This window comes from Formosa sp. Hel1_33_131, from assembly GCF_001735745.1.
Lineage (GTDB): Bacteria > Bacteroidota > Bacteroidia > Flavobacteriales > Flavobacteriaceae > Hel1-33-131.
Map to the genome: position 1 here is coordinate 547,157 of NZ_CP017260.1, position 23,788 is coordinate 570,944.

General features: G+C 37.3%; 19 protein-coding genes and 1 tRNA gene. 13 read left to right on the top strand and 7 right to left on the bottom strand.

Going from position 1 to position 23,788, the window contains the following annotated elements:
- Positions 1 to 13 precede the first annotated feature (13 nt).
- Positions 14 to 454, bottom strand: a complete 441-nt coding sequence (locus tag FORMB_RS02365) for an OmpH family outer membrane protein (protein ID WP_231925562.1) — start codon at positions 452 to 454, stop codon at positions 14 to 16.
- A gap of 287 nt (positions 455 to 741) precedes the next feature.
- Here FORMB_RS02365 and FORMB_RS02370 point away from each other — a divergent pair, with 287 nt between their 5' ends.
- The 12 genes from FORMB_RS02370 to FORMB_RS02425 all read left to right on the top strand — a co-directional run bounded on the left by FORMB_RS02370 (position 742) and on the right by FORMB_RS02425 (position 11,669).
- Positions 742 to 1,137 carry a prepilin-type N-terminal cleavage/methylation domain-containing protein gene (locus FORMB_RS02370; RefSeq protein WP_069675927.1) on the top strand — a complete coding sequence of 132 codons (396 nt, stop codon included), beginning with the start codon at positions 742 to 744 and terminating at the stop codon, positions 1,135 to 1,137.
- Between the two features lies 1 nt (position 1,138).
- Positions 1,139 to 1,615 (top strand): hypothetical protein, encoded by a 477-nt coding sequence (locus FORMB_RS02375; protein ID WP_069675928.1) that lies wholly within the window; start codon positions 1,139 to 1,141, stop codon positions 1,613 to 1,615.
- A 1-nt stretch (position 1,616) separates the two neighbouring features.
- Positions 1,617 to 3,023 (top strand): GspE/PulE family protein, encoded by a 1,407-nt coding sequence (locus tag FORMB_RS02380; protein WP_231925563.1) that lies wholly within the window; start codon positions 1,617 to 1,619, stop codon positions 3,021 to 3,023.
- A gap of 40 nt (positions 3,024 to 3,063) precedes the next feature.
- Entirely contained in the window at positions 3,064 to 5,283 is a 2,220-nt protein-coding gene (locus tag FORMB_RS02385; protein WP_069675929.1) for a type II secretion system protein GspD, read from the top strand.
- Complete coding sequence (locus FORMB_RS02390) at positions 5,283 to 6,485, top strand: hypothetical protein (RefSeq protein ID WP_069675930.1); 1,203 nt, start codon at positions 5,283 to 5,285, stop codon at positions 6,483 to 6,485. The genes FORMB_RS02385 and FORMB_RS02390 overlap by 1 nt, the downstream gene beginning before the upstream one ends.
- The gene (locus tag FORMB_RS02395; RefSeq protein ID WP_069675931.1) at positions 6,478 to 6,990 is read left to right on the top strand and encodes a hypothetical protein; all 513 of its coding nucleotides are present in this window, start codon (positions 6,478 to 6,480) and stop codon (positions 6,988 to 6,990) included. The genes FORMB_RS02390 and FORMB_RS02395 overlap by 8 nt, the downstream gene beginning before the upstream one ends.
- Positions 6,991 to 7,045: 55 nt before the next feature.
- A tRNA-Leu gene (locus FORMB_RS02400) sits at positions 7,046 to 7,130 on the top strand.
- Between the two features lie 78 nt (positions 7,131 to 7,208).
- Positions 7,209 to 8,108: a MerR family transcriptional regulator gene (locus FORMB_RS02405; protein WP_069675932.1), complete on the top strand. Its 900-nt coding sequence runs from the start codon at positions 7,209 to 7,211 to the stop codon at positions 8,106 to 8,108.
- Positions 8,109 to 8,163: 55 nt separating this feature from the next.
- Complete coding sequence (locus FORMB_RS02410; protein WP_069675933.1) at positions 8,164 to 9,633, top strand: phytoene desaturase family protein; 1,470 nt, start codon at positions 8,164 to 8,166, stop codon at positions 9,631 to 9,633.
- A gap of 33 nt (positions 9,634 to 9,666) precedes the next feature.
- On the top strand, positions 9,667 to 10,506 hold the full coding sequence (locus FORMB_RS02415) for a phytoene/squalene synthase family protein (RefSeq protein ID WP_069675934.1): 840 nt from the start codon (positions 9,667 to 9,669) through the stop codon (positions 10,504 to 10,506).
- A gap of 8 nt (positions 10,507 to 10,514) precedes the next feature.
- Positions 10,515 to 10,964 carry a sterol desaturase family protein gene (locus FORMB_RS02420; RefSeq protein ID WP_069675935.1) on the top strand — a complete coding sequence of 150 codons (450 nt, stop codon included), beginning with the start codon at positions 10,515 to 10,517 and terminating at the stop codon, positions 10,962 to 10,964.
- Between the two features lie 3 nt (positions 10,965 to 10,967).
- Entirely contained in the window at positions 10,968 to 11,669 is a 702-nt protein-coding gene (locus FORMB_RS02425; protein WP_069675936.1) for a lycopene cyclase domain-containing protein, read from the top strand.
- Positions 11,670 to 12,089: 420 nt separating this feature from the next.
- Here FORMB_RS02425 and FORMB_RS02430 read toward each other — a convergent pair whose 3' ends face one another.
- From FORMB_RS02430 to guaB, 6 genes are all read right to left on the bottom strand, one after another.
- Positions 12,090 to 14,357: an aconitate hydratase gene (locus tag FORMB_RS02430; RefSeq protein WP_069675937.1), complete on the bottom strand. Its 2,268-nt coding sequence runs from the start codon at positions 14,355 to 14,357 to the stop codon at positions 12,090 to 12,092.
- Positions 14,358 to 14,545: 188 nt separating this feature from the next.
- Positions 14,546 to 15,499, bottom strand: a complete 954-nt coding sequence (locus FORMB_RS02435; protein WP_069675938.1) for an AAA family ATPase — start codon at positions 15,497 to 15,499, stop codon at positions 14,546 to 14,548.
- A 3-nt stretch (positions 15,500 to 15,502) separates the two neighbouring features.
- Complete coding sequence (locus FORMB_RS02440) at positions 15,503 to 16,936, bottom strand: peptidylprolyl isomerase (RefSeq protein WP_335583324.1); 1,434 nt, start codon at positions 16,934 to 16,936, stop codon at positions 15,503 to 15,505.
- On the bottom strand, positions 16,920 to 17,774 hold the full coding sequence (locus tag FORMB_RS02445; protein ID WP_231925564.1) for a peptidyl-prolyl cis-trans isomerase: 855 nt from the start codon (positions 17,772 to 17,774) through the stop codon (positions 16,920 to 16,922). The genes FORMB_RS02440 and FORMB_RS02445 overlap by 17 nt, the downstream gene beginning before the upstream one ends.
- Positions 17,775 to 17,776: 2 nt before the next feature.
- Positions 17,777 to 19,717: a peptidylprolyl isomerase gene (locus tag FORMB_RS02450; RefSeq protein ID WP_069675940.1), complete on the bottom strand. Its 1,941-nt coding sequence runs from the start codon at positions 19,715 to 19,717 to the stop codon at positions 17,777 to 17,779.
- 94 nt (positions 19,718 to 19,811) lie between these two features.
- A complete protein-coding gene (gene guaB / locus FORMB_RS02455) occupies positions 19,812 to 21,284 on the bottom strand; it encodes an IMP dehydrogenase (RefSeq protein ID WP_069675941.1) in 1,473 nt (490 codons plus the stop codon).
- A gap of 286 nt (positions 21,285 to 21,570) precedes the next feature.
- On the opposite strand from guaB, the gene FORMB_RS02460 reads away from it, so the two are divergent.
- The gene (locus tag FORMB_RS02460; protein ID WP_069675942.1) at positions 21,571 to 23,787 is read left to right on the top strand and encodes a TonB-dependent receptor family protein; all 2,217 of its coding nucleotides are present in this window, start codon (positions 21,571 to 21,573) and stop codon (positions 23,785 to 23,787) included.
- Position 23,788: the final 1 nt, after the last annotated feature.

Consider the following 23,788-nt stretch of genomic DNA (forward strand, 5'->3'; position numbering starts at 1 on the left):
GTTTTATTTAAGTTTATTGCCCCTCAAATTCCGCATTTAAACCGTCTAAAACGGTTTGGGTTAAATCGGAGGCCTCGTTGGCATACATGATATTTCCACTGCCGCTGGCTCCAAAAATAATTTGATGCCCTTGCTGTTTACCATAGTCCTTCACATAGTCATTAATATCATTGATGACGGTTTGCGTGGCTTTCTTGTCTTCTTCCTGGATTTGTTTTTGAACGGCTTGTTGGTAGTTATTGATCTGTTGTTGTTTATTGCCCAACAATTCCTGCTTGAGTTCCAATTCTTTTTTACTCATTTTGGAACGTTCTTTTTCGTAGATTTTCAATTCATTTTGCCAGTCCACGAGCAGACTGTCCACATTGGCATTGAGAGTTTTGGCTTTTTCTTCAAATTGCGCACGCACTATTTTGGTGCGTTTGTATCCATCCAATAATTTATTGACATCCACTTACACTTGGTTGGAAGACGATTGTAAATAAAAAAAGGATCCAATGCTGATTAAAAGTGCAGCAATGGCTACAGGGAAGACGAGTTTATTCATAATTTTTAATAGATTTATTAGGTAGCATAAAACTATTAAAATACTGTTAAATAAAAAAATGGTTGTCTTGTTTTTTAACGTTTAACTAACATTTTAACTCATTCTTATCTGATATAAAAAAACGGACATAGTTCCGACTCGTGTTAAAATTTTATATATATTTATCCCATTGTTTCTCATTAATCCCCAAAAAGATGAAAAAACTGCCTGCTTATAATCTACAAGAAATCCTCATTGTGCTGGTCATTATTGGGATTTTACTGCTGTTGGCATTGCCCAACTTGATGCCCCTCATTAGCAAAGCCAAAAGTGTGGAAGCGCAACTCCAATTAAGTCACCTCTTCAATTCACAAACCACCTACCGTTATATGAATTCGAAATATTCAATGGACTTAGAAACCATTGATTTTGAAGCCCCAAAAACCGTAAAAGAAGAGGGGACTTCCAATTACCGCTATGAAATTATAAGTGCCACCAACCACCAATTCAAAGCCCGTGCGACTGCCATTACTGATTTTGATGGCGATGGAGTGTTTAATGTGTGGGAAATTGACGAAGATGGCAAACCAAAACAAACCGTAAAAGATTAAAATGGGGATCCTAAAACTGATCTTATTGAGTGCCTTTGCGAGCGTCGCCTATCAGGATTTGAAGGACCGCTCTGTGTATTGGTTTTTGTTTCCAGCCATTGGCATTTGCGTCGGAATTCTCTTTTTTCAGGAAACCTCAGCGGCCTTGTTTTTGGAAGCCATCCTACTCAATTTGGTATTTATTGGTCTGTTGTTGGGCGTGATCTTTTTGTATGCGACCTATAAACTAAAAATGAAATTATCGGACACAATTGGTTTGGGTGATGGACTGTTGTTTGTCGCGCTGGCATTTGGTTTTGCCCAATTGACTTTTATGATTGTCTTTGTGTTTGGATTGGTAGGTTCGTTGCTTTTACATCTAGTTCTAAAAAAATCTAAATCAGAATCCGTGCCCTTAGCGGGCTATATGAGTGTGTTTTTTGCATTCGTTTATGCTGCCCATTGGATGGGTTTTTTAACCCCTGCTTATACCTTATAATTTGAACGAAGATTTTCACATAGCAACCCATTTATCGCAACTTATTTCGAGTGCGCAAGCCTACCATTACCGGATCATTCCTGTGGAGGCGCACAATGGCAGCTTGACGTTTAAATCCGATCAAGTGTCTGATCATTTGACACAGGAATTACAAATCATCTTAAATAAAGAGATTGAACTCCTTGAAGACTCCACCGAAAACATACAACAGTATTTGAGTGTGAATTTTAGACCACAGTCTAAAAACCCCCAAGAAGACTTGCGTTACAGCACGGATTTTTTAGAAAAACTACTCTTGACCGCTAAAGATATTGGGAGTAGTGACATTCATTTTGAGCCTTATGAATTTAGGTGTCGCGTGCGCTACCGATTGGATGGGAAATTGAAAGAACAGTTTTTTATTTCTTTGGAAGAATACCCAGTGATTATTAACAAACTCAAGATAAAAGCAAATTTAGACATCTCCGAAAAACGCCTCCCACAAGATGGGCGGATCACGGTCAAAGCCAATGGCGATGAATTTGACATTCGGGTGTCCACCCTCCCCACGCTGCATGGCGAAAAAATTGTGCTTCGTATTTTAAGTAAAGATGCCACCCTTGTTAATTTAAGTGAATTGGGATTTACAGCCTCGGAACTCAAGCTCTATACGGAAACGCTGAAAAAACCCAACGGAATTATTTTAATTTCTGGCCCCACAGGCTCTGGAAAAACGACAACGCTCTATGCCACCCTGAAGCTTCTGAACGACGAAACAACTAATATTCTTACCATTGAAGATCCGATAGAATATACGCTAGAAGGCATCAACCAAGTGCAGCTTAAAGAAAGTATTGGATTGGATTTTTCGAGTACTTTAAGAACCTTTTTACGACAGGATCCTGATGTGATTATGGTGGGAGAAATTCGGGATGTAAAAACTGCTAACATGGCCATTCGCGCCGCGTTGACAGGGCATTTGGTATTGTCCACCATCCATACCAATTCGGCTTGGGCAACGATTTCGAGATTAATTGACATGGGCATCCCTTCCTTTTTAATCGCCAGCACCTTAAACGTCAGTGTTGCGCAGCGTTTGGTTCGGAAACTATGTCCCGTTTGCAAAAAAGAAGCTCCCATCTCAAAAGGGTTATTCCCTGCTGATTTTAAAATACCCAACAACTTAAAAACGCATTTCAAAGCGGAAGGCTGTAACGATTGTTACCACACAGGCTATCAAGGACGACGGGCGATTTATGAGATTTTGCCGATCCAAAAAGCCTTAACCGAACACATCAAACAAAACACCTTAGAAATTGAAGATTATAGTATAAAAAATAATATTAAAACCCTTAAAGACAATGCATTAGATCTAGTAATCAACGGTGTCACTTCTATAGATGAAGTATATACCCTGCTTTCTAGTTAAAATATAGCTGCTGTCATTACCCTAGTTTTATCTCTAAAAAATGAAAAAAATAATCCCCATAGTTGCCTTATTAATTTGCAGTTTCACTCATGCGCAAAATCCGGATCAACGTATTTTGAACATCAAAAATCAGTTGGAATTGTTATCAACGGAAGTGAATGGATTGACCGAAAATGTCAAGACTGAAATTAACGTTGACAACATCACCCTCTCCAATTTTTTGTTAGCGGTTTCGGATGTTCATAAAGTAAATATTAATGTGTCGCCAGAACTGAATCAAATTAGTATCGCAAATAATTTTACGGACGTATCCGTCGCAGATTTACTGGTATTTTTATGTAAAGAATACAACTTGACCATTGATTTTACAGGAAACATCCTTTCAATTAAACAGTATTTTGAAACCCCCGAAACCCCCGAAAAACGGGTCATTCCCATCACCTACGACCCAAATAATCAGACCATTTCTATCGATGCGAAAGGAGATTCGCTTTACGACGTATTCAAACGCATTATGGATGAAACTGGGAAAAACTTAGTGTTTTCCCCAGGTCTTGAAGCTAAATTGTTGACGGCCTATATTCAACAAACGCCTTTTGATACTGCGATGGACAATATGGCTTTTGCAAATAATTTATATGTAGAACAATCAAAAGATGGGTTTTATCTCTTTGAAGATAATTCGCCTAGCGGAACAACTTCTAATTCAAATACTTCCAATTCTGGAAATCAACGCCCTGCAAGATCCCGGAATTCTAACTTCTTTTTTAATGTGCTCAACTTAGAAAATCAATTGTTAGAAGTTGATTTTGTCAATACATCCATTGCTGATATTATCAATGATATTGGCAATGCCCTCAACATTGATGTGTTTACTGCAACACCTTTAGACCAAGCAGGTATGGCGACCTTTAAAGCCAAGTCTATTTCTTTTGATGCTCTATTAACCAAGATTTTTGAAGGACAAACGACTCAAACTTCCGAAACTTCAAATCCTAACAATCCTAACAATTCAAATTTTAATAACCCGAACCAACGGTCATTATCAAATGTAAAAAGTTCCAAAGGCTCCAAGCATTTTACCTACAAAAAAGAAGGCACCATTTATTTCTTTGGAACCGAAAATCAGTTGAGTGTTCGTGAAGTTGCGATCATTCATTTACAACACCGTTCTGTAGAATTGCTATCAGACCCAAGCGGAGGCGGCAGTCGCAGCAGCAGTCGAAACGCTAGAAGTCAAGTGCAAAATACCAATACAAACTCAAGAAATAACACGAATTCTAATTCGAATCAAATTGATAATTACAGCAATCGTAACCGAGAACAACTGAATACCAATTCAAATCAATCCTTTAGTAATTACAGTAGCAAAGCGGAGGCATTGGTGAATATTCTTCCAGATGAAATTAAAAAAGATTTGGACATTAAAGTGGATTATGAACTCAACAGTTTTTACGTCAATGGCCCGAGCAGTAACATTGGACGGTTCAAGGATTTTATATCTAAAATTGACAAACCTGTCCCCGTTATTTTAATTGAAGTTATGATGATTGAGGTTAACACCAACGCTATTGTAGAAACAGGAGTCAGTTGGGGCATTGGAAAAGAGCCAACAACCACTAGCGGTGGAATCTATCCAGAAACAGACCTTAGCTTAGGCGCACACACTATTAATAAGGTTATTGGTGGCTTTGACGGCTTTGGGTCTTTTAACTTAGGGAAAGTGATTCCTAATTTTTTCGCAACAATTAAAGCCATGGAATCCAATGGAAATTTAAAGGTGCGCTCCACTCCCAAACTCTCAACGCTAAATGGACACCGTGCGCGATTTTCAAATGGACAAACCTCCTATTACGCCGTTACCCAACGTAATATTTATGGTAATGACAATCCACAAACGTCTGAAATTACAAACTACCAGCCTATAGAAGCAGAATTGGGGCTCACCATCAAACCCATTGTTTCGGGAGATGGACAAGTCACCTTGGATATTTTTGTAATTCAGTCCAGTTTTAGAGGTCGAATTTCAAAAGATGCACCGCCAGATATTAGCTCTCGAGAATTCAGTTCCATTATTCGCGTGAGAGATCAAGACATTGTCGTTTTAGGAGGTCTGGAGGAGCGACGAACAAATAACTCAGGGTCGGGAGTTCCCTTTTTATCAAGAATCCCCATTATAAAATGGCTGTTTAGCAAACGGGTACGAGAAGGTCGTAAATCTAAATTAACTGTGTTAATCAAACCCACCATTATTTACTAATGCTAAATACCATTTGGACATATCTACAGTATGGAAAGCACTTTTGTGGGGTTGAACTCAGCACCCATAATCAGACTGAAATTCTAAATGCAACGGTACTGCTTCAATCTAAAAAAGAGCTCAACATCAGTGCTTCTTTTAAAGATAATACCATTGAAAATCTATCGAAACATCTACCGAAACACCAACATATTGTTTTGATCGTTAATAATGACAAAGTACTTTCTAAAACAATTGAAAATAAACAAACGGATGCTTTAAAATTAGTTTATAGCGCATTCCCAAACATCAATCTTGAAGATTTCTATTTTGAAGTCCTCTCTCAAAAGAACTCGCATTTTATAAATATCTGTCGGAAAGATTATATAAATACACTTGTAGAAACCTATGCGAAACATCAACTTTTAATACTCAATATATCTTTAGGAAATCATTCTCTGAGCAACCTCATGGAGTTTATCCAAGAGGAAACGATTTACAGTTCTAATGCTAAAATCACTCTGGAAAACGATGACATCTTACAGATTGAAAAGGGAGCTGTTGTTTCAGAAAATTATGATATAAATGGCAGTAGTGTGACCAATCATCAGTTGCTCTCTTTTTCGGGAGCCCTCCAACCTATTTTAAAAAACAGCAACACAGAAACCAACTTTTCAACAGAAAAAAAACACTTAGAAGACAGTTACAAACAAACGCGGTTTTATAATCTATTTATAAAATTTGGAGGTCTCTTTATTTTAGGGTTATTATTAATTAACTTTTTCTTTTTTAATCATCATTTCGATAGCGTAAATGAATTGGAGCAAGTCTCAGAAATAAATCAAGTTACCAAAAAACAAATCATTATACTTAATGAAACCGTCTCCAAAAAACAGAAAATGGTAGATGATTTACTAAAAAGCAATGGATCTAAAAGCTCGTTTTACAGTCATACTATTATCGAAAGCTTACCGGAAACCATTCTGCTCTCAGACTACCATTACCAGCCTTTGTTAAGGCGCATTAAAGAAGATGCTCCTATTCAATTAAGTGAAGATCACATTCTCGTTTCAGGCAGCTGTATTAAGAGCTCTGATTTTTCAGAATGGATTAATCATTTAGAAAAAATGGGGTGGATTGCTAAAGTTGCTATTGTAGAGTATCGCAATACGAGTTCCAAAAAATCAGAATTTAAAGTTTCTATCCTTATAAGAAATGACTAAACAGCAAAAAAATATAGCCCTCACAGTATCTTTTATTTTGGCATTGATCCTTTGTTACCAACTCGCCATCAAAAACACCCTTCAACTAAAAGAACAACATACCCATTTAGCAAATGAGGCTGTATCTCTCAAAAGTGCACCCCAGCAATTAGCCTTGTTAAAACAAAAAAATGTTTATTATGATTCGCTCTTAACAAGGTTCCAATTGGGTGGGTCTTCGATTCAAAACAATCTTCTTAAAGTCATCAATACCTACGCCAGTAATAACGCATTAAAGGTGGTTGATTTTCTAGAACCCCACGTCTCTACAAATGATAACTTAGTGATCAAAACCTATGATTTCACGCTTGAAGGCACTTATAACAACATCAATCAACTTGTCTATTTATTAGAACAAAAAACTAAATTTGGGGAGGTCATCAGTCTTCATTTTGAAAAAAAGAAAAACTATAGAACGGGACGGTTTTATTTGCAAGCAAGGATTTTGTTAAAGAGTTTTGGCTGATTTTTAATCACAATCTAAAACTGAGACACAAACTCTCAACTTTAACATTCATAATGCGCACGTGGCGGAATTGGTAGACGCGCTAGCTTGAGGGGCTAGTGGGAATTATTCCCGTGGAAGTTCGAGTCTTCTCGTGCGCACTTTTGTATTATTTAAGTTCAACATTTTGTTTTTAATGTTTTTTTGATTAGTTTAGTTGACCCAAATCTTATTAAAACATGAACACAATTAAAACCTCCTTTAGCATAAAGGACTTAGAAAATCTTTCTGGAATTAAAGCCCATACCATTCGTATATGGGAGAAACGCTACAATCTTCTCGTGCCAGAACGCACAGACACCAACATTAGGACTTACAATTTAAGAAGCTTACAAAAGCTGATGAACATTAGTTTCTTAAACAGTAATGGCTATAAAGTCTCTAGAATTGCAGTACTTGATGAGTTTCAAATTGCAGCAAAAGTAAAAGAGGTTTCGTATTTAGGAAATACGGAACCACATGCCTTTAATGCCTTTAAACTGGCGATGCTAAATTTTGACCAAGCACTTTTTTACAACACCTATAACCGTTTGTTAGAGGAAAAAAGCTTTCGTGAAATTTTTTACGAACTCTTCATTCCCATCATACAAGACATCGGTTTTTTATGGCAAACACTCACTATCAAGCCTTCCCATGAGCATTTTTTATCTGTTCATATTCGACAAAAAGTGTTGATTCATATTGAGCGCATACAAAGTTCAAACCCGAAACCTGATACAAAAACGTTTGTGTTGTTTTTACCACTCAATGAAATTCATGATATTGGACTTTTGTTTATAAACTACGAACTTTTGAGTCGTGGATACCACACAATTTATCTTGGTGAAAGTGTCCCTATTGAGGACCTTACCCTTCTTAACGCTCTTTATGAAGACATTACATACGTCTCTTATTTCACCATCAAACCAAACCCTGAAGAGGTTGAAGGTTATTTGAAAAAACTCTATACGGAAGTAATTAAAAACACTACTAATTCGGTGCGGTTACTTGGAACACGTTTTATAGATTCTAAACCCAAAAAACTTCCAAAACAGATGAAACTCTATAAATCTATCAAGAATTTAGTTAAAGATTTGTAAAAAATCGTTAGACACATACTAACTGTATTGGCTTTTGCTTATTTTTATACGCTAAATGAAAAAAACAATACAAATTATTGGTTCTGGGTTTTCATCCTTGTCTGCAGCCTGCTATTTAGCACAAGCGGGACATACGGTCTCCGTCTATGAAAAAAACAGTACTGTGGGCGGTCGTGCACGCCAACTAAAAAAAGATGGATTCACTTTTGATATCGGTCCTTCCTGGTATTGGATGCCGGATGTATTTGATCGCTTTTTTGGCGATTTTGGTAAAAAAACGTCTGACTACTACCACATTGACAAACTAGACCCCGCTTATAAAATATTTTTCGACGATGAGATTATCACCATCGGAGATTCTATGGATAAAATTTGTGCAGAATTTGAACGCATCGAAAAAGGAAGTGGCCTCAAGCTTAAAAAATTCATAGACAAAGCACAAAGCAATTACGGAATTGCTGTCAATAAAATCTTGTACAATGCGCCAGGAGTCTCTCCTTTAGAATTAGTTACAAAAGATACTGTGAAGCGCTTAGATCAGTTTTTCAAAACCATCAGTCACGAAGTTCGAAAAAACTTTAGCAATCCAAAGTTAATTTCAACACTTGAATTTCCCTCCCTATTTTTAGGAGCCAAACCGACTAAAACCCCTTCGTTTTTTAGTTTTATGAATTATGCCGATTTTGGTTTAGGGACTTGGCATCCAAGAGGTGGCATGTATGAAATCATCAAGGCAATGGAAGCCTTAGCTGTAGAGTTGGGAGTGCAAATTCACACCAACCACCCTGTAGATAAAATTGTGGTGGACAAGACTACTGTGAGCGGAATTGTGACCAAAGATGTGTTTATAGAATCTGACATTGTACTCAGTGGTGCAGACTATCACCATTCCGAAACTTTGCTAGACGCAGCATACCGACAACATTCTGAAACGTATTGGGACAAAAAAGTATTTGCGCCTTCCTCCTTGCTATTTTATATTGGATTGGATAAAAAACTTAAAAACGCAGAACATCACAATTTGTTTTTTGATGCTGATTTTGAGAAGCATGCCGAAGAAATATACGACGATCCAAAATGGCCTAGCCATCCGTTGTTCTATGCCAATGTTCCATCAAAAACAGATCCTTCAATGGCACCAAAAGGTTGTGAAGCCTTGTTTATTTTGATGCCAATCGCTCCAAATATTGAGGACACTCCTGAGCTCAGAAGCCACTATCTTGAAAAGATAATTGAAAGATTTGAAGAAAAAACAAAGCAATCGATTCAAAATAATATTATATTTAGAGAATCCTTTTGTGTTGACGACTTTAAATCTGAATACAATTCATACAAAGGAAACGCCTACGGAATGGCAATGACACTATTACAAACGGCCTTTTTAAGACCGAAATTAAAAAGTAACAAAGTCAAGAATTTATATTTTACAGGACAATTGACCGTCCCTGGACCAGGAGTGCCCCCTTCTCTAATCTCCGGAAAACTGACCTCAGAACTTATACAAAAGATGCTAGACAAATGTTAAGCAGCTTAGTTAAAAAATTTAAAATTTAAGTTTATGAAGTCCATATTTGATGCTGTATCACAAGACTGTAGTCGGATTATTACTCAGACCTATAGCACCTCGTTTTCGATGGCCACAAAAATGCTGTCGAACTCGATTCGTCAGGATATTTATAATATCTACGGCTTTGTACGCTTGGCGGATGAAATTGTAGATTCATTTCACGACTATGACAAACAAGCGTTATTCATTCAATTTGAAGCAGATTTAGAAGCGGCACTTATTAATAAAATCAGCCTCAACCCTATTTTGAATTCCTTTCAACACACCTATCATACCTACGCTATTGATAAAGACATGGTAGATGCTTTTATGAATTCAATGCGTCAGGATTTGCATAAGACGGTCTATCACACGGATGAAGAATATAAAAATTACATTTATGGCTCTGCCGATGTGGTTGGTCTGATGTGTTTAAAAGTCTTTGTAAAAGGGGATGATAAACGCTATGAGTCGCTCAAGAAAACAGCTATGGCGTTGGGCTCTGCATTTCAAAAAGTAAATTTCTTGAGAGATTTAAAAGCAGATCACGATGAATTGAATCGAACATACTTTCCTAACACGGATTTAAATAATTTAGATGAAATCTCTAAAAAGGCAATTATTGACGATATTGAAAATGATTTCGCTGAAGGATTGAAAGGGATTAAACAACTGCCTTTAGAAGCTAAGTTTGGTGTTTTTATGGCGTACCGTTATTACAATCAACTGCTTAAAAAACTAAAAACAACCCCTGCACTCGAAATCAAAAGTACCCGAATTCGAGTCCCTGATTATAAAAAAGTAGAACTGCTCACCCGTAGTTATGTCAAATATCAACTCAATCTATTATAGCCTTTATTATGAATACATTCTTATGGATACTCGTTTTTTTGGGAACCTTTTCGGCCATGGAGTTTATGGCGTGGTTTACACATAAATACATCATGCATGGTTTTTTGTGGAAGCTTCACAAAGACCACCATCACAAAGATCACAAAAGTTGGTTTGAGCGTAATGATGCCTTTTTTATCTTCTATGCAGTCGTTAGTATGACCTGTTTTTATTTCTGGAGTTACGAAGGCTTTTGGGCAGGACTTCCGATCGGTTTGGGAATTATGGCGTATGGCGCTACTTATTTTATAGTGCATGATATTTTTATTCATCAACGTTTCAAGTTTTTTAGAAACGCCAATAATTGGTACGCAAAAGGGCTGAGACGTGCACACAAAATACATCACAAACACCTCGGAAAAGGCGATGGCGAATGTTTTGGAATGTTGTTTGTACCCTTCAAATATTTTAAACGCTAACGGATGAACACACTCTATCTTTTATTAAACTTAGGGTCGGTTTCAGTGCCATTTTTGTATAGTTTTCATCCGAGGCTACAACTCCACAAACGGTTTTTATGGATCTTCGTTTCGATCCTCCTAACAATGGGGATTTTTATCCCTTGGGATGTGATTTTCACAATGAATGGAATTTGGGGGTTTAACGACACTTACTTTTTAGGCATCAAACTTTTTAGTCTCCCTATTGAAGAATGGTTGTTTTTCATTTGTATTCCTTTTGCTTGTGTGTTTACACACTATGCACTCCTCCTCTATTTTCCGAATTTAAAAGTCAATGCGGTAGCCACAAAAAGGGTCAGTATACTTCTTATACTTCTGTTGTTCATCCTTGCTGTTGTCAATTATGACAAATGGTACACAGTGATTAATTTTGGCTTGGCGATTCCGTTAACGGTTCTTGTTTATAAATACAATCTTAAATTGCTACAACATTTTTTCTTGACTTTTTTGGTGATGTTGATTCCGTTTTTTATTGTGAATGGTATCTTAACCGGCAGCTTTATTGACAATCAAGTAGTCTGGTACAACAATGCCGAAAACTTAGGCATTCGAATGGGAACTATCCCTGTAGAAGATAGTATTTATGCCTATACCATGATTCTATGTAATTTGTTTTTGACGGAGTTTTTTGTGAAGAAATTTCGTAAAAACGAGTCTGTCTAAAAAGTAGAAAATCTGTCATTCTGAACCTGCCTGACGGTAGGCAGGTTTGTTTCAGAATCTCAATGAACTGAAATATAATTTGTTTCAGAATCTGAAACAAGCATACCTTCGTTAGAAAAGCTTGTCTGCCGACAGGCAGGACTTCCTACCTTCGGCAAGTAAACTCAATGTAATCACACAACCACCAGTACATATAAAATCAAGGGACTTAAGTCCCTTGTGACCAGATGCTGAGGGTTCTTAGGTTTTGTTTTAATTCTTAATACTTTGTCTGATACATTTTTTGTAAAACAAAAAACACTCGAACTGACAAATGCACAAAAAAATCGAGACCTTTCTTATATTTAAAAGGGTCTCGATTTAATTTTTATCGAAAGTCACAACTAACTTTCGGAATACTAAGGTGAGTTAATTCACTTCTTAGGCATTTTGTTTTTTTATCAAGTTCAATGCAGAACCTTCATTGTACCATTCTATTTGAGAATCGTTATACGTATGGTTTGCAATAATAACATCCTTAGAACCATCCGCATGAATCGCTTCAATGGTTAAGGGTTTACCAGGTGCAAATGCATTTAAGTCCACAAAATTAAAAGTATCGTCTTCTTGAATTAAATCGTAATCCGATTCTGTTGCAAAAGTCAAACCTAACATTCCTTGTTTTTTAAGGTTGGTTTCGTGAATACGTGCAAATGATTTTACAATCACTGCAGCGACTCCAAGGTGACGTGGCTCCATCGCCGCGTGTTCTCTTGATGATCCTTCACCATAATTATGATCCCCAACAACAATTGTTTTTATATTGGCTGCTTTATAGGCTCTTGCCGTTAAAGGCACTGCGTCGTACTCCCCACCTGATTGATTTTTTACAAAATTAGTTTTCATATTGAATGCATTTACAGCACCAATCAAACAGTTGTTAGAAATATTGTCTAAATGCCCTCTATAACGCAACCATGGTCCCGCCATTGAGATATGATCGGTCGTACATTTTCCGTGCGCTTTGATTAACAATTTTGCTCCGTCAATTGTATTCCCAATCGGCTCAAAAGGCGCTAATAATTGTAATCTTTCAGATTCTGGATTCACATTGATCACGACTCCACTTCCATCTTCTTCGGGAGCAAGATATCCATCGTCTTTTACTTCAAAACCTTTTGGAGGTAATTCCCATCCTGTTGGCTCGTCTAACATCACCTTTTCACCATCTTTATTGATTAGAGCATCTGTCATAGGATTAAAATCTAAACGACCTGCAATGGTAATTGCAGCCACCATTTCTGGTGAAGCAACAAAGGCATGTGTGTTTGGATTTCCATCTGCACGTTTTGCAAAGTTTCTATTGAAAGAATGAATGATTGAGTTTTTTGGTGCATTTTTAGGGTCTTCGTAGCGTGCCCATTGCCCAATACAAGGGCCACAAGCATTGGTGAAAATTTTTGCATCCAATTGTTCAAAAACACTTAAGATTCCGTCTCTGTCTGCTGTATAACGTACTTTTTCAGAACCTGGATTGATTCCAAATTCAGCTTTGATCCCTAAACCTTTGTCTAAGGCTTGTTGAGCTATAGAAGCAGCTCTTGATAAATCTTCATAAGAAGAATTCGTACAAGATCCAATCAATCCCCATTCAACTTTTAAAGGCCATTCGTTTTTAGTTGCAATGGTCTTCATGTCTGAACCTACTTTTGTAGATAAATCTGGTGTAAAAGGACCGTTTAATAAAGGACTTAAATCTGATAAATTGATTTCAATGACTTGATCAAAATAGTGTTCTGGATTTGCATATACTTCAGCATCTCCAGTTAAATGTTCTTTTACTGTATTTGCAGCATCTGCAACATCTGATCTATCGGTCGCACGTAAATAACGCTCCATTGATTCGTCATACCCAAAAGTAGAAGTGGTTGCTCCTATTTCTGCTCCCATATTACAAATGGTTCCTTTTCCTGTGCAAGACATTCCGATAGCACCTTCGCCAAAATATTCTACAACAGCTCCAGTTCCTCCTTTTGCAGAAACAATGCCTGCTACTTTTAAAATGACATCTTTGGGTGCAGTCCAACCGGAAAGTTTCCCAGTTAATTTAACGCCGATTAGTTTTGGAAATTTTAATTCCCAAGCCATTCCTGCCATCACATCCACAGCATCTGCTCCACCAACACCAATGGCAATCATTCCCAATCCACCCGCATTCACGGTATGCGAATCAGTTCCAATCATCATTCCACCAGGGAACGCATAGTTTTCTAACACCACTTGGTGAATAATCCCTGCGCCTGGTTTCCAAAATCCTAATCCGTATTTGTTTGAGACTGATTCTAAAAAGTTAAAAACTTCATTACTCGTGTTTAAAGCACTTTGTAAATCAGTTCCAGCTCCGTTTTTTGCTTGAATTAAATGATCACAGTGTGTCGTGGTAGGTACCGCTACTTTACTTTTACCTGCTTGCATAAATTGCAACAACGCCATTTGAGCCGTTGCATCTTGTAAGGCAATTCGATCCGGTGCGAAATCCACATAGTCTTTTCCGCGCTCGTATGCTTTGGTTGATTTGTCATCCCAAAGGTGACTGTAAAGAATTTTTTCTGATAACGTAAGCGGACGTCCAACAAGTTGACGTGCTTTTTCAATGCGTGCCGGCATTTGACGGTACACTTCTTTAATAATATTTATATCGAAAGCCATAATCTAAATAATTTTATTTCGTAATAATCGTTCGTAAAAGTACGAATTAAATAAAATTATATTCAATTAAAAAGTGAATAAGACGTGTTTACTTTTAGATTTTAATTAAACGTAAACTTCTCTTTTAAAAAATATATTATTAGTAATTTTAAAGGGGTAAATACGTCAAAAAAATGACAAAGGTGAGATTAGAATAAACTTTTAATAATGGACTCTATAGAAATTCCATCGGCTTCAGCCTTGTAATTCTTGATAATTCTGTGGCGAAGAATGCTAATTGCAACAGCTTGCACGTCTTCGATGTCTGGTGAAAGTTTCCCTTTGATGACCGCATAGGTTTTGGCAGCTAAGATTAGGTTTTGAGAGGCTCTTGGCCCTGCTCCCCAATCAACGTATTGTTTAATTACTGGAATCGCTTCCGAAGAATCTGGACGGGTTTTACCAACCATTTTAACAGCGTATTCAATCACATTATCTGCCACTGGAATTTTTCGGATGAGTGCTTGAAATTCTAAAATTTCATTCGCAGAAAACACAACAGCAACGTCCGACTGTGCGTTAGCGGTTGTTAGTTTCACTACTTGAACCTCTTCTTCAAAACTTGGATAGGTTAGATTGATGGAAAACATAAAACGGTCCAATTGTGCTTCGGGCAACGGATAGGTTCCTTCTTGCTCAATCGGGTTTTGAGTTGCCAATACAAAGTAAGGCGCATCTAATTTATAATGATGTCCTGCAATGGTCACCGACCGTTCTTGCATCGCTTCTAAAAGCGCTGCTTGTGTTTTTGGTGGCGTTCTATTGATTTCATCGGCCAGTATGATGTTTGAAAAAATTGGGCCTTTAATGAATTTGAATTGACGATCGTTGTCCAAAATCTCACTTCCTAAGATATCGCTAGGCATAAGGTCTGGAGTAAATTGGATGCGTTTAAAATCCAATCCAAGTGCTTTGGCAATGGTATTAACCATTAAGGTTTTTGCCAGTCCGGGAACGCCGACTAACAAGGAATGACCCCCGGAAAATATGGAGATTAGAATTTGTTCTATGACGGCATCCTGACCTACAATGACTTTAGAAATTTCTTGCTTTAAAGTCTCGTACTTCTGGAGGTGTTGTTTTAAAGACGCAACATCTGACATCGCTTAGTTAATTTTAAACCAGTTACTATTAAAATCACAGCTACGTAACTCACCATTAATTTTAATATAAGTGTCCATTATTTTTTCTGCTTGCCACTTCTCAATCGCACTCAATTGTTTTTCTTGAAGTGCAAGGGCTTTAATTTTTAAGTAATCCTGTGCAAAGGTAGCTTCATGCTCATCGACACGTGCAGTAACCGTCAAAATTTTAAATTTCACAGGGTTGATGCGATCTTCATCTTTAAAGACTGGACTGACTTCGTTGTCTTTTAGATTCTGGATTTGAGCATACAACTCAGGATCCATTTTTGTGAGTTCAAAATTATAATCTTGCGTTTCTGGGTTTCGAAGTTGTCCGCCGTCAAACTTCGTTTCTTTTTCGTCACTCGCTTCTTTAGCTGCGTCTGCAAATGTAATTTCACCATCGACAATGCTTTGTCTTACTTTTTCAAGTCTTTCTTTGGCTTCTTTGATGGCTACCGAAGTCACTTTTGGAATTAATAAAATATGTCTGACATCGTATTCTTGACCTCTAATTTTTTCCAATTGAATGATGTGATAACCAAAATCTGTTTTGAAGGGTTTGGACACTTCACCTTCTTGTAATGAAAAGGCGACTTCTCTAAATTCTTTGGCCATTACAGGACGTTTCCTGTTAAGAGTGTATTTTCCTCCGGTTCGTTTCGACCCTGGATCTTCGGTATAAAGAACAGCTTTGGTGGTGAAACTTGCACCGTTGTCCAAGACATCGGCTCTGAATTCATTCAAACGATTGATTACTTTATCAACTTCTACTTTGGTTGTTTCTGGAATCACTACAATTTGAGCAACTCGCATTTCAGTACCAAACTGCGGTCGTTCATCTTCTGCGATTTTATTGAAAAACTGACGTACTTCGTCTGGAGTCACTTCAATTTCTTCCACAATAGTTTGTTGCATCATGGATGCCATCTTGCCGTTTTTGTTCAACTCAAACATTTCATCTCTGAGTTCTTTTTCAGAAGATTTTTTGTAGTAAGCAATCAGTTTTTCCATAGAACCGATCTGCTCTGCAAAGCCTTCTAACTGTTGATCTACATAGGATTTAACCTCCGCATCATTCACTTCTAGACTGTCTTGAATGGCATGATGAATGTATAGTTTGTCTTCTAACAGTTTACCAAAAAGCTGACAACGGGTAATGTCTTCAGTAGAAATACCACCTGCTTCTAGTTGGGTGAATTGCTTGTCAATATCGGAATCTAAGATGACAAAATCACCGATCACAGCAGCAACACCGTCAAGCTTGACGCGTTTCATTGAATCCTTTACAGAATCAATGACCGTCATTTTTGGTGCTTCGACCTCAACAGACTCTTCAATAATTTCTTGTGAAAAAGAAGAAAGGGTTGTCAAAAAACAGAACCCGAGTACGTAAGACTTAATTATAAATTTCAAATTTTTTATTTTTAATGGCATCATTAACTATATCACTTTTTAGTTGTTTGATGAGTTTTAACTTTCGGTTATTAATGACTATTTGTTTCAAGGTTGGCAATACATACTCCATAGGAGCTTGACTTCCTCGCTCTAAAACTTCATTAATCTGCATCAAATATAACCCTAAAGAATCTTTGAGCTGTATAAAATTCGGTTTTTTTAACAGTACTTTATTAAATCCTATTTGTAAGGGGTTGATTTTAGAAATTGCTTGTTCGGATTTTATCCAAATGGAGTCTTTCAAATAAAATGAATTGAACTGGATGGATATAGAGTCTAAGCGCGTTTTGTCTTCCGCATTGAACCGCTTGAATCGTTTTTTAACTTCTTCTAAATTGGATAGTTTTGAGTTCACATTCACATATCTCATTTTTAAAAGGTCTTCTTTCAAAACAAAAAGCTGTTTGTTACTAGAATACACTTCGTCTAATTCCTGATCTGTTATGGAAGTATCCAAGTTCTTATTTACCAAGGCTTCTACATAGGCAGAGGTATAAAGATCACTTTTATATTGCTGGACCAGTTGTTCAAACTCCGTTTGCGTCTCTTTTGTTAGGTTTAAATTTGCACCGTCAATGAGGAGTTGGGTGGTGGCCCAATTATTAATAATATTTTGAACATAAATAATACTGTCCGACTCAGTTTGTCCTTCTACAAAACTAAAATCGATGTCGGTTTCAAACAAAAATGCATCGTTGACTCGCGCTAAAGGGTTCGCTTCTGTGGGAGCTGGTCGTAAATTACACGCCGCCAACATCAAAAAAGAAAGCCCTAATAGTTGATTGAGATGTTTCAAAATTATTTAGAAATTAAGACGTTCACTTTTGCGAGTACGTCCTCATTGATATCGACTTTGAATTTAGTCCGTAATTCTTGAATCCACTCGGATTCTAACGCAATTTGATAGTCAGCAATCAGTTGTCCTTGAGCCTCCTCAAAAGTTTTTTGAGTGGTTGGTTTCAAAGCTGTGACATTGACAACATAAAAATTTGAATTTTCTTCAATCACTTTAGAAAGTCCTGTTTTAAATTCAAGAGTTTTAGGCAATGTCGGATGTCCTAGTTCAAATTCACCATTAGAAAATATGACGTTTTGCTGCTCTTTGTTTAGTGCTTCATCAATCATTTCATTGGACTGATTTTTTTTCCAATACTTGCGAACCTTTTTGATGTGCTTCTCATCTGATGATCGTGCTACAGACCCTTCAATTCTATCAGGCCATACATAGTTTTGTTTGTTGGCATTGTAAAATTCTTGCAAGCCTATAGAGTCGTTTTTAGCACCTTCCCAAATTTTGTCTTGCATCAATTCAAATAACAACAAGCCTTCTCTGTATTCATCAAGAATATGTGCAAATTCTTTGTTTTCATTTTCTAAATTATCTTCTTTGTATTTGAATACAGATTGCTCTAAAAAGGAAGCATATTGCTTTTTAACAACTACCGCTTTTGACCATTCTTTTTTGATCAATTTTTGGTTTTTGTTCAAGTAGTCTAAAAAGTTTTGATGCGTGAACGTTTGATTTTTAATGATCAAGAATGATTGGTTGTTGTCAAAATTCTTAGAAAGTTCCCAAACGTTTTGAGACGCATTAAAGAAAAGATTTGATTCGAAATTCGCGAGCTTAGAATTTGGGTTTTCAATTTGATATTCCGCCAATAATTGCTCCAACATTTTTGCTTTTACGAGTTGTGAGCGCGAATCTTTTCCAATTTTGCTATTTAACTCTAGCTGTAATTCTTCAAAAGATTGTACGGGTTTTTTATTAATGTATTTTAGTATGTGCCATCCAAACTGCGTTTGAATTGGTTCAGATATCATATTAGAAGGACTGAGTTCAAAAGCTGTTGTTTCAAAAATCTCAGAATTTATTTGACCTGACTTAAAAGGGCTGAGTTCCCCACCACGCATTGAACTGCTTTTATCATCTGAGAATTGTTTTGCGAGGTCTGCAAAATCATCGCCTTGTAGTACCAATCGGTGTAATTCTTGGATGCGCTCCTCTGGCACGAGTGTACTGTCTTTTTGTGTATTGGCTATCATGATATGAGCCACAGTCACCTGCCCTCTTGACTTGCGTTTTTCTAAAACTTTAACGACATGAAATCCAAATCTGGTTCGGAAGGGTTGGGAAACGCCGCCAACTTCAGTTGCATAAGCCGCCGATTCAAAATTATAAACCATTTTAAAAGCAGAAAAATATCCTAAATCTTCCACAAAAATAGATTTACCATTGTGGAGTTCTTTTTTGAGAGACTCAAAATCTTCATTTACAAAACGCTCTCTATAGGCTTGAATTTTTGAATATGTTGCTAAGGTATCTGTTTCAACCTCATCCAATAAGATTAAGATGTGCTGCGCTTTGACTTCATTTTCAGTTCGGTCATAAGCTTCACGAATTAAATCGTCCGTCACATTTTTGTCGGTCAAATAGGATTGAGTCAATTGGTCTTTATAGGACTTGAATTCATTTAGATACACAGGATCTTTGTCGTATCGCAATGCTTTTGCTTCTGTTAATTTTAATTTATAATTCACAAACAACTCTAAATATGAATTGACTTCCTTTTGAGAATCATCTTGAACTAAGTTTAAATTTTTATTGTAAACTCTCACAAATTCATTTGCCGAGACAGACTCCCCCGAAATGGTCAGTAAGACATCGTCATCTGTTATTTGAGCATTTGACAAAAGAAATGAAAAGCAGGAAATGCTTAGAAATAGGAACGTTTTTTGCATGTTGAAAATTTTTATGAAAATCAAAAATACTAATTATAAGGGAGACTACAAATGTAAATTCCTTATGCCTTAAAAAAAATGAAAAGGGAGCTTACTATCTAGAGTAGTTAGGTGCCTCTTTTGTAATCATAACGTTGTGCGGATGGCTTTCACTAATTCCTGAGGAAGTAATTTTTACAAAACGACCTGTCTCTTTAAGTGTTTGAATGTCTTTAGCACCGCAATAGCCCATCCCTGCTCTGATGCCTCCAATAAATTGGTGGATACTTTCATACAGATCTCCTTTGTAAGGGACACGCCCTACAATTCCTTCGGGAACCAATTTTTTTATATCGTCCTCAACATCTTGAAAATAACGGTCTTTGCTACCTTCCTTCATAGCTTCTACAGAGCCCATTCCTCGGTACGATTTGAATTTACGACCTTCGTAGATGATGGTTTCTCCCGGCGATTCTTTGGTTCCTGCTAAGAGCGATCCTAGCATCACACAATCAGCACCGGCAGCTATTGCTTTTGGAATGTCTCCGGTATATCGAATCCCTCCATCTGCAATGACGGGCACGCCTGATCCTTTCAGTGCTGCTGCAACTTCAAGTACGGCGGAAAATTGTGGGAATCCAACACCTGCAACCACACGCGTTGTACAGATAGATCCTGGACCTATGCCGACTTTAACCGCATCGGCACCAGCTTCTACTAAATATTTAGCAGCTTCGGCTGTGGCTATGTTTCCAACCACCACATCAAGGTCTGGGAATTTTGCTTTGATTAGTTTTAAAACACTCACAACTCCTTTGGTATGTCCATGAGCCGTATCAATAATAACGGCATCCACTCCAGATTTCACCAAGGCGGCGGTACGCTCCACGGCATCTTGTGTGACGCCAATGGCTGCGGCAACTCTGAGTCTGCCGTAGCTATCCTTGTTAGAAATTGGTTTCTGCGTAAGTTTTGTAATATCTCTAAAAGTGATAAGACCAACGAGTTTAAAGTTGGCATCCACTACAGGAAGTTTTTCAATTTTTTTCTTTTGTAAAATGACCTCTGCTTGTTGTAAGGAAGTTCCTTCAGAAGTGGTGACCAAACCTTCGGTGGTCATAATTTCAGTAATAGGACGGTTGCTTTCTTTTTCGAAACGTAAATCTCTATTGGTAACAATCCCTTTTAAGTAGCCGTCTTTATCAATGATTGGAATTCCGCCAATGCTGTGTTCTTTCATGCTCATCTGTGCATCTTTCACCGTCGCATCTAATGGCAAGGTCACTGGATCGATAATCATACCACTTTCAGCACGTTTTACTTTTCGAACCTTAATGGCCTGTTGTTCAATGGTCATGTTTTTATGCAACACACCAATACCGCCTTCACGCGCCATGGCAATGGCCATTTTACTTTCGGTAACGGTGTCCATTGCTGCCGAACTGATCGGAACATTCAACGAAATATTTCTGGTGAATTTAGATTTAATACTCACGTCACGTGGTAGTATTTCTGAATAGGCTGGTATTAAAAGGACGTCGTCGTAAGTAAGACCTTCGCCGACAATTTTGGATAGATGTGCATTCATAGCAAATAGCTTATAATTGCATGCAAATTTAAGATTTTTTTTAGTTCAATAAGGCATAATACTCTATTATTTAACAAAAACCATGAATTCACATATCTAATGGCATAAAACAATGCTATTAAGTTGCTATTTTTTATTGAACTAAATATTGATACCCTTTAAAATACTGAATTACAGATTTTTAATTTTTTTATCTTTATTTATTCTAAATAAGCTTTGTGAAACTAAAATTCATTTGTAACTTTGCGGCTGAAATTGAACGCTATTTTTAATCAGTCTAAATAAAATGAAAAACTTACTCAAACTTACCCTACTAGGAATTGGCATTTTAAACGCCCAAGAATCCACTAAAGCAACAGATTCAATTCAAAAATTGGAACCTGTTTTCATCAATTCGCAAGTTATTTTTGGCAGTAAATATGAAGCTAAAAACAGAACAGGATCGTCTTTTTACCTCTCACCAGAAGAATTAGAAAAATTCTCTTACTCAGATATCAATAGAGTCTTGAAATCAGTGCCTGGTGTGAATATTTACGAAGAAGATGGCTATGGATTGCGTCCAAACATCAGTCTTCGTGGAACCTCTCCAGAACGAAGTGCAAAAATATCCATCATGGAAGATGGCGTTTTGATTGCGCCAGCTCCTTACAGTGCGCCAGCCGCTTATTATTTCCCTTCGGTTGCCAGAATGCAAGCTGTTGAAATTCTAAAAGGAAGCAGTCAAATACAGTATGGTCCGTTTACAACTGGAGGTGCTATTAATTTGGTAAGTACGCAAATTCCTGATACTTTTAGAGGGAGTATAAAATCAAGTTACGGGAGCTTTAACACCAGTCAAACCCATTTAAAAATTGGAGATTCTAAAACCAATCTTGGGTATTCTCTTGAGTATCTAAATAACAATTCGGATGGTTTTAAAAACTTACCTAATGGTGACAATACTGGCTTTGACAAAAATGATGTGGTGGCCAAGTTTCGACTTCAAAATAAACAGGATACAAAATTTAATCAATCGCTTGAATTTAAATTTCAATATTCCGATGAAACTTCCAATGAAACGTATCTTGGGTTAACCACTGAAGATTTTGAGTCCAATCCTTTCGATCGCTATGCAGGTTCCCAAAAAGATAAAATGACGAATGAGCACCTTCAATTTATGGTGACTCATAAAATAGAGGTATCTAAATTCTTAAGAGTTACGAGCAACGCTTATTATAACGATTTCTCACGGAATTGGTATAAACTAAATGACGTGGTCTTTGGCGGTGACAAAGTGAAGATTTCTAAAATACTTGAGGCACCTCAAGATTATCCTAGCTATATGGATATTGTCAATGGGACGTCTAACTCAGCTGCGGATGCATTCGTCTTAAAAGCAAACAACCGAAGTTACCTCTCTAAAGGGGTGCAGACTAAATTGGACTTCCATTGGGACAGTGCAAATGTATTTCATGATATTGAAATTGGATTGCGTTACCATTATGATGAGGAAGACCGTTTTCAGTGGAAAGATGGTTACAGCATTACGGACGGACAGATGAATTTAACTTCCGCAGGCGCACCAGGAAGTGATGCCAACCGCATCAGTAAAGCAACGGCTTTTGCAGGGTCTATTTTGTATAAATTAAAATATAAAAACATCACTATAACGCCTGGATTGCGTTACGAAGATATTGTATTGGGAAGAGACAATTTTGGAACTAGTGACCCTAGCAGAACTGGAGTTGACATTTCTAGTAGAGAAAATAAAGTCGCTATTTTTATTCCTGGCATCGGGTTCAATTATAAATTCAACAATTCGACTTCGGTATTTGGTGGGGTGCATAAAGGCTTTTCGCCTCCTGGAAATACAGTTGGACAAGAATCCGAAGAAAGTATCAATTACGAATTAGGGTCGCGTTTCAACTTCAAAGGATTACGCGGAGAGGTCGTTGGGTTTTACAACGATTACAGCAACTTGTTAGGGAGTGATTTAGCAGCTTCTGGCGGTACTGGGTCGTTAGAGCAATTTAACGCTGGAGAAGTGAGCGTGAAAGGAATTGAATTACTGCTAAATTATGATCTACTCCAAAAGAATACGTCTTATGCGCTGCCTGTTACTTTCGGCTACACATTCACAGATGCGACCTTTTTAAATAGTTTTGGAAGTGATGACGGTTTGTGGGGTGAAGTTCAAAGTGGTGACGAGTTGCCTTATATCGCCAAGCATCAATTTAACACTTCTATATCTTTAGAGCATGCGAAGTTTGAGTTGAACTTGAGTGGGCGTTTGAATGGTGCTTTTAAAACCGAGGCGAGTGCAGATGCGGTCAACGCTGCTAATGGGATTACTTCTAACTTTATCATCGATTTTGTAGGGAAATACCATGTGACAAAAAGGTTTAGTTTTTCGGCTAAAATTATTAATGTTTTAGACAAAACCTATGCAGTTGCAAAAGTACCTGCTGGCTTACGCCCTGGACATCCTTTTGGGATCTACGGAGGCCTGGACTTTAGATTCTAAA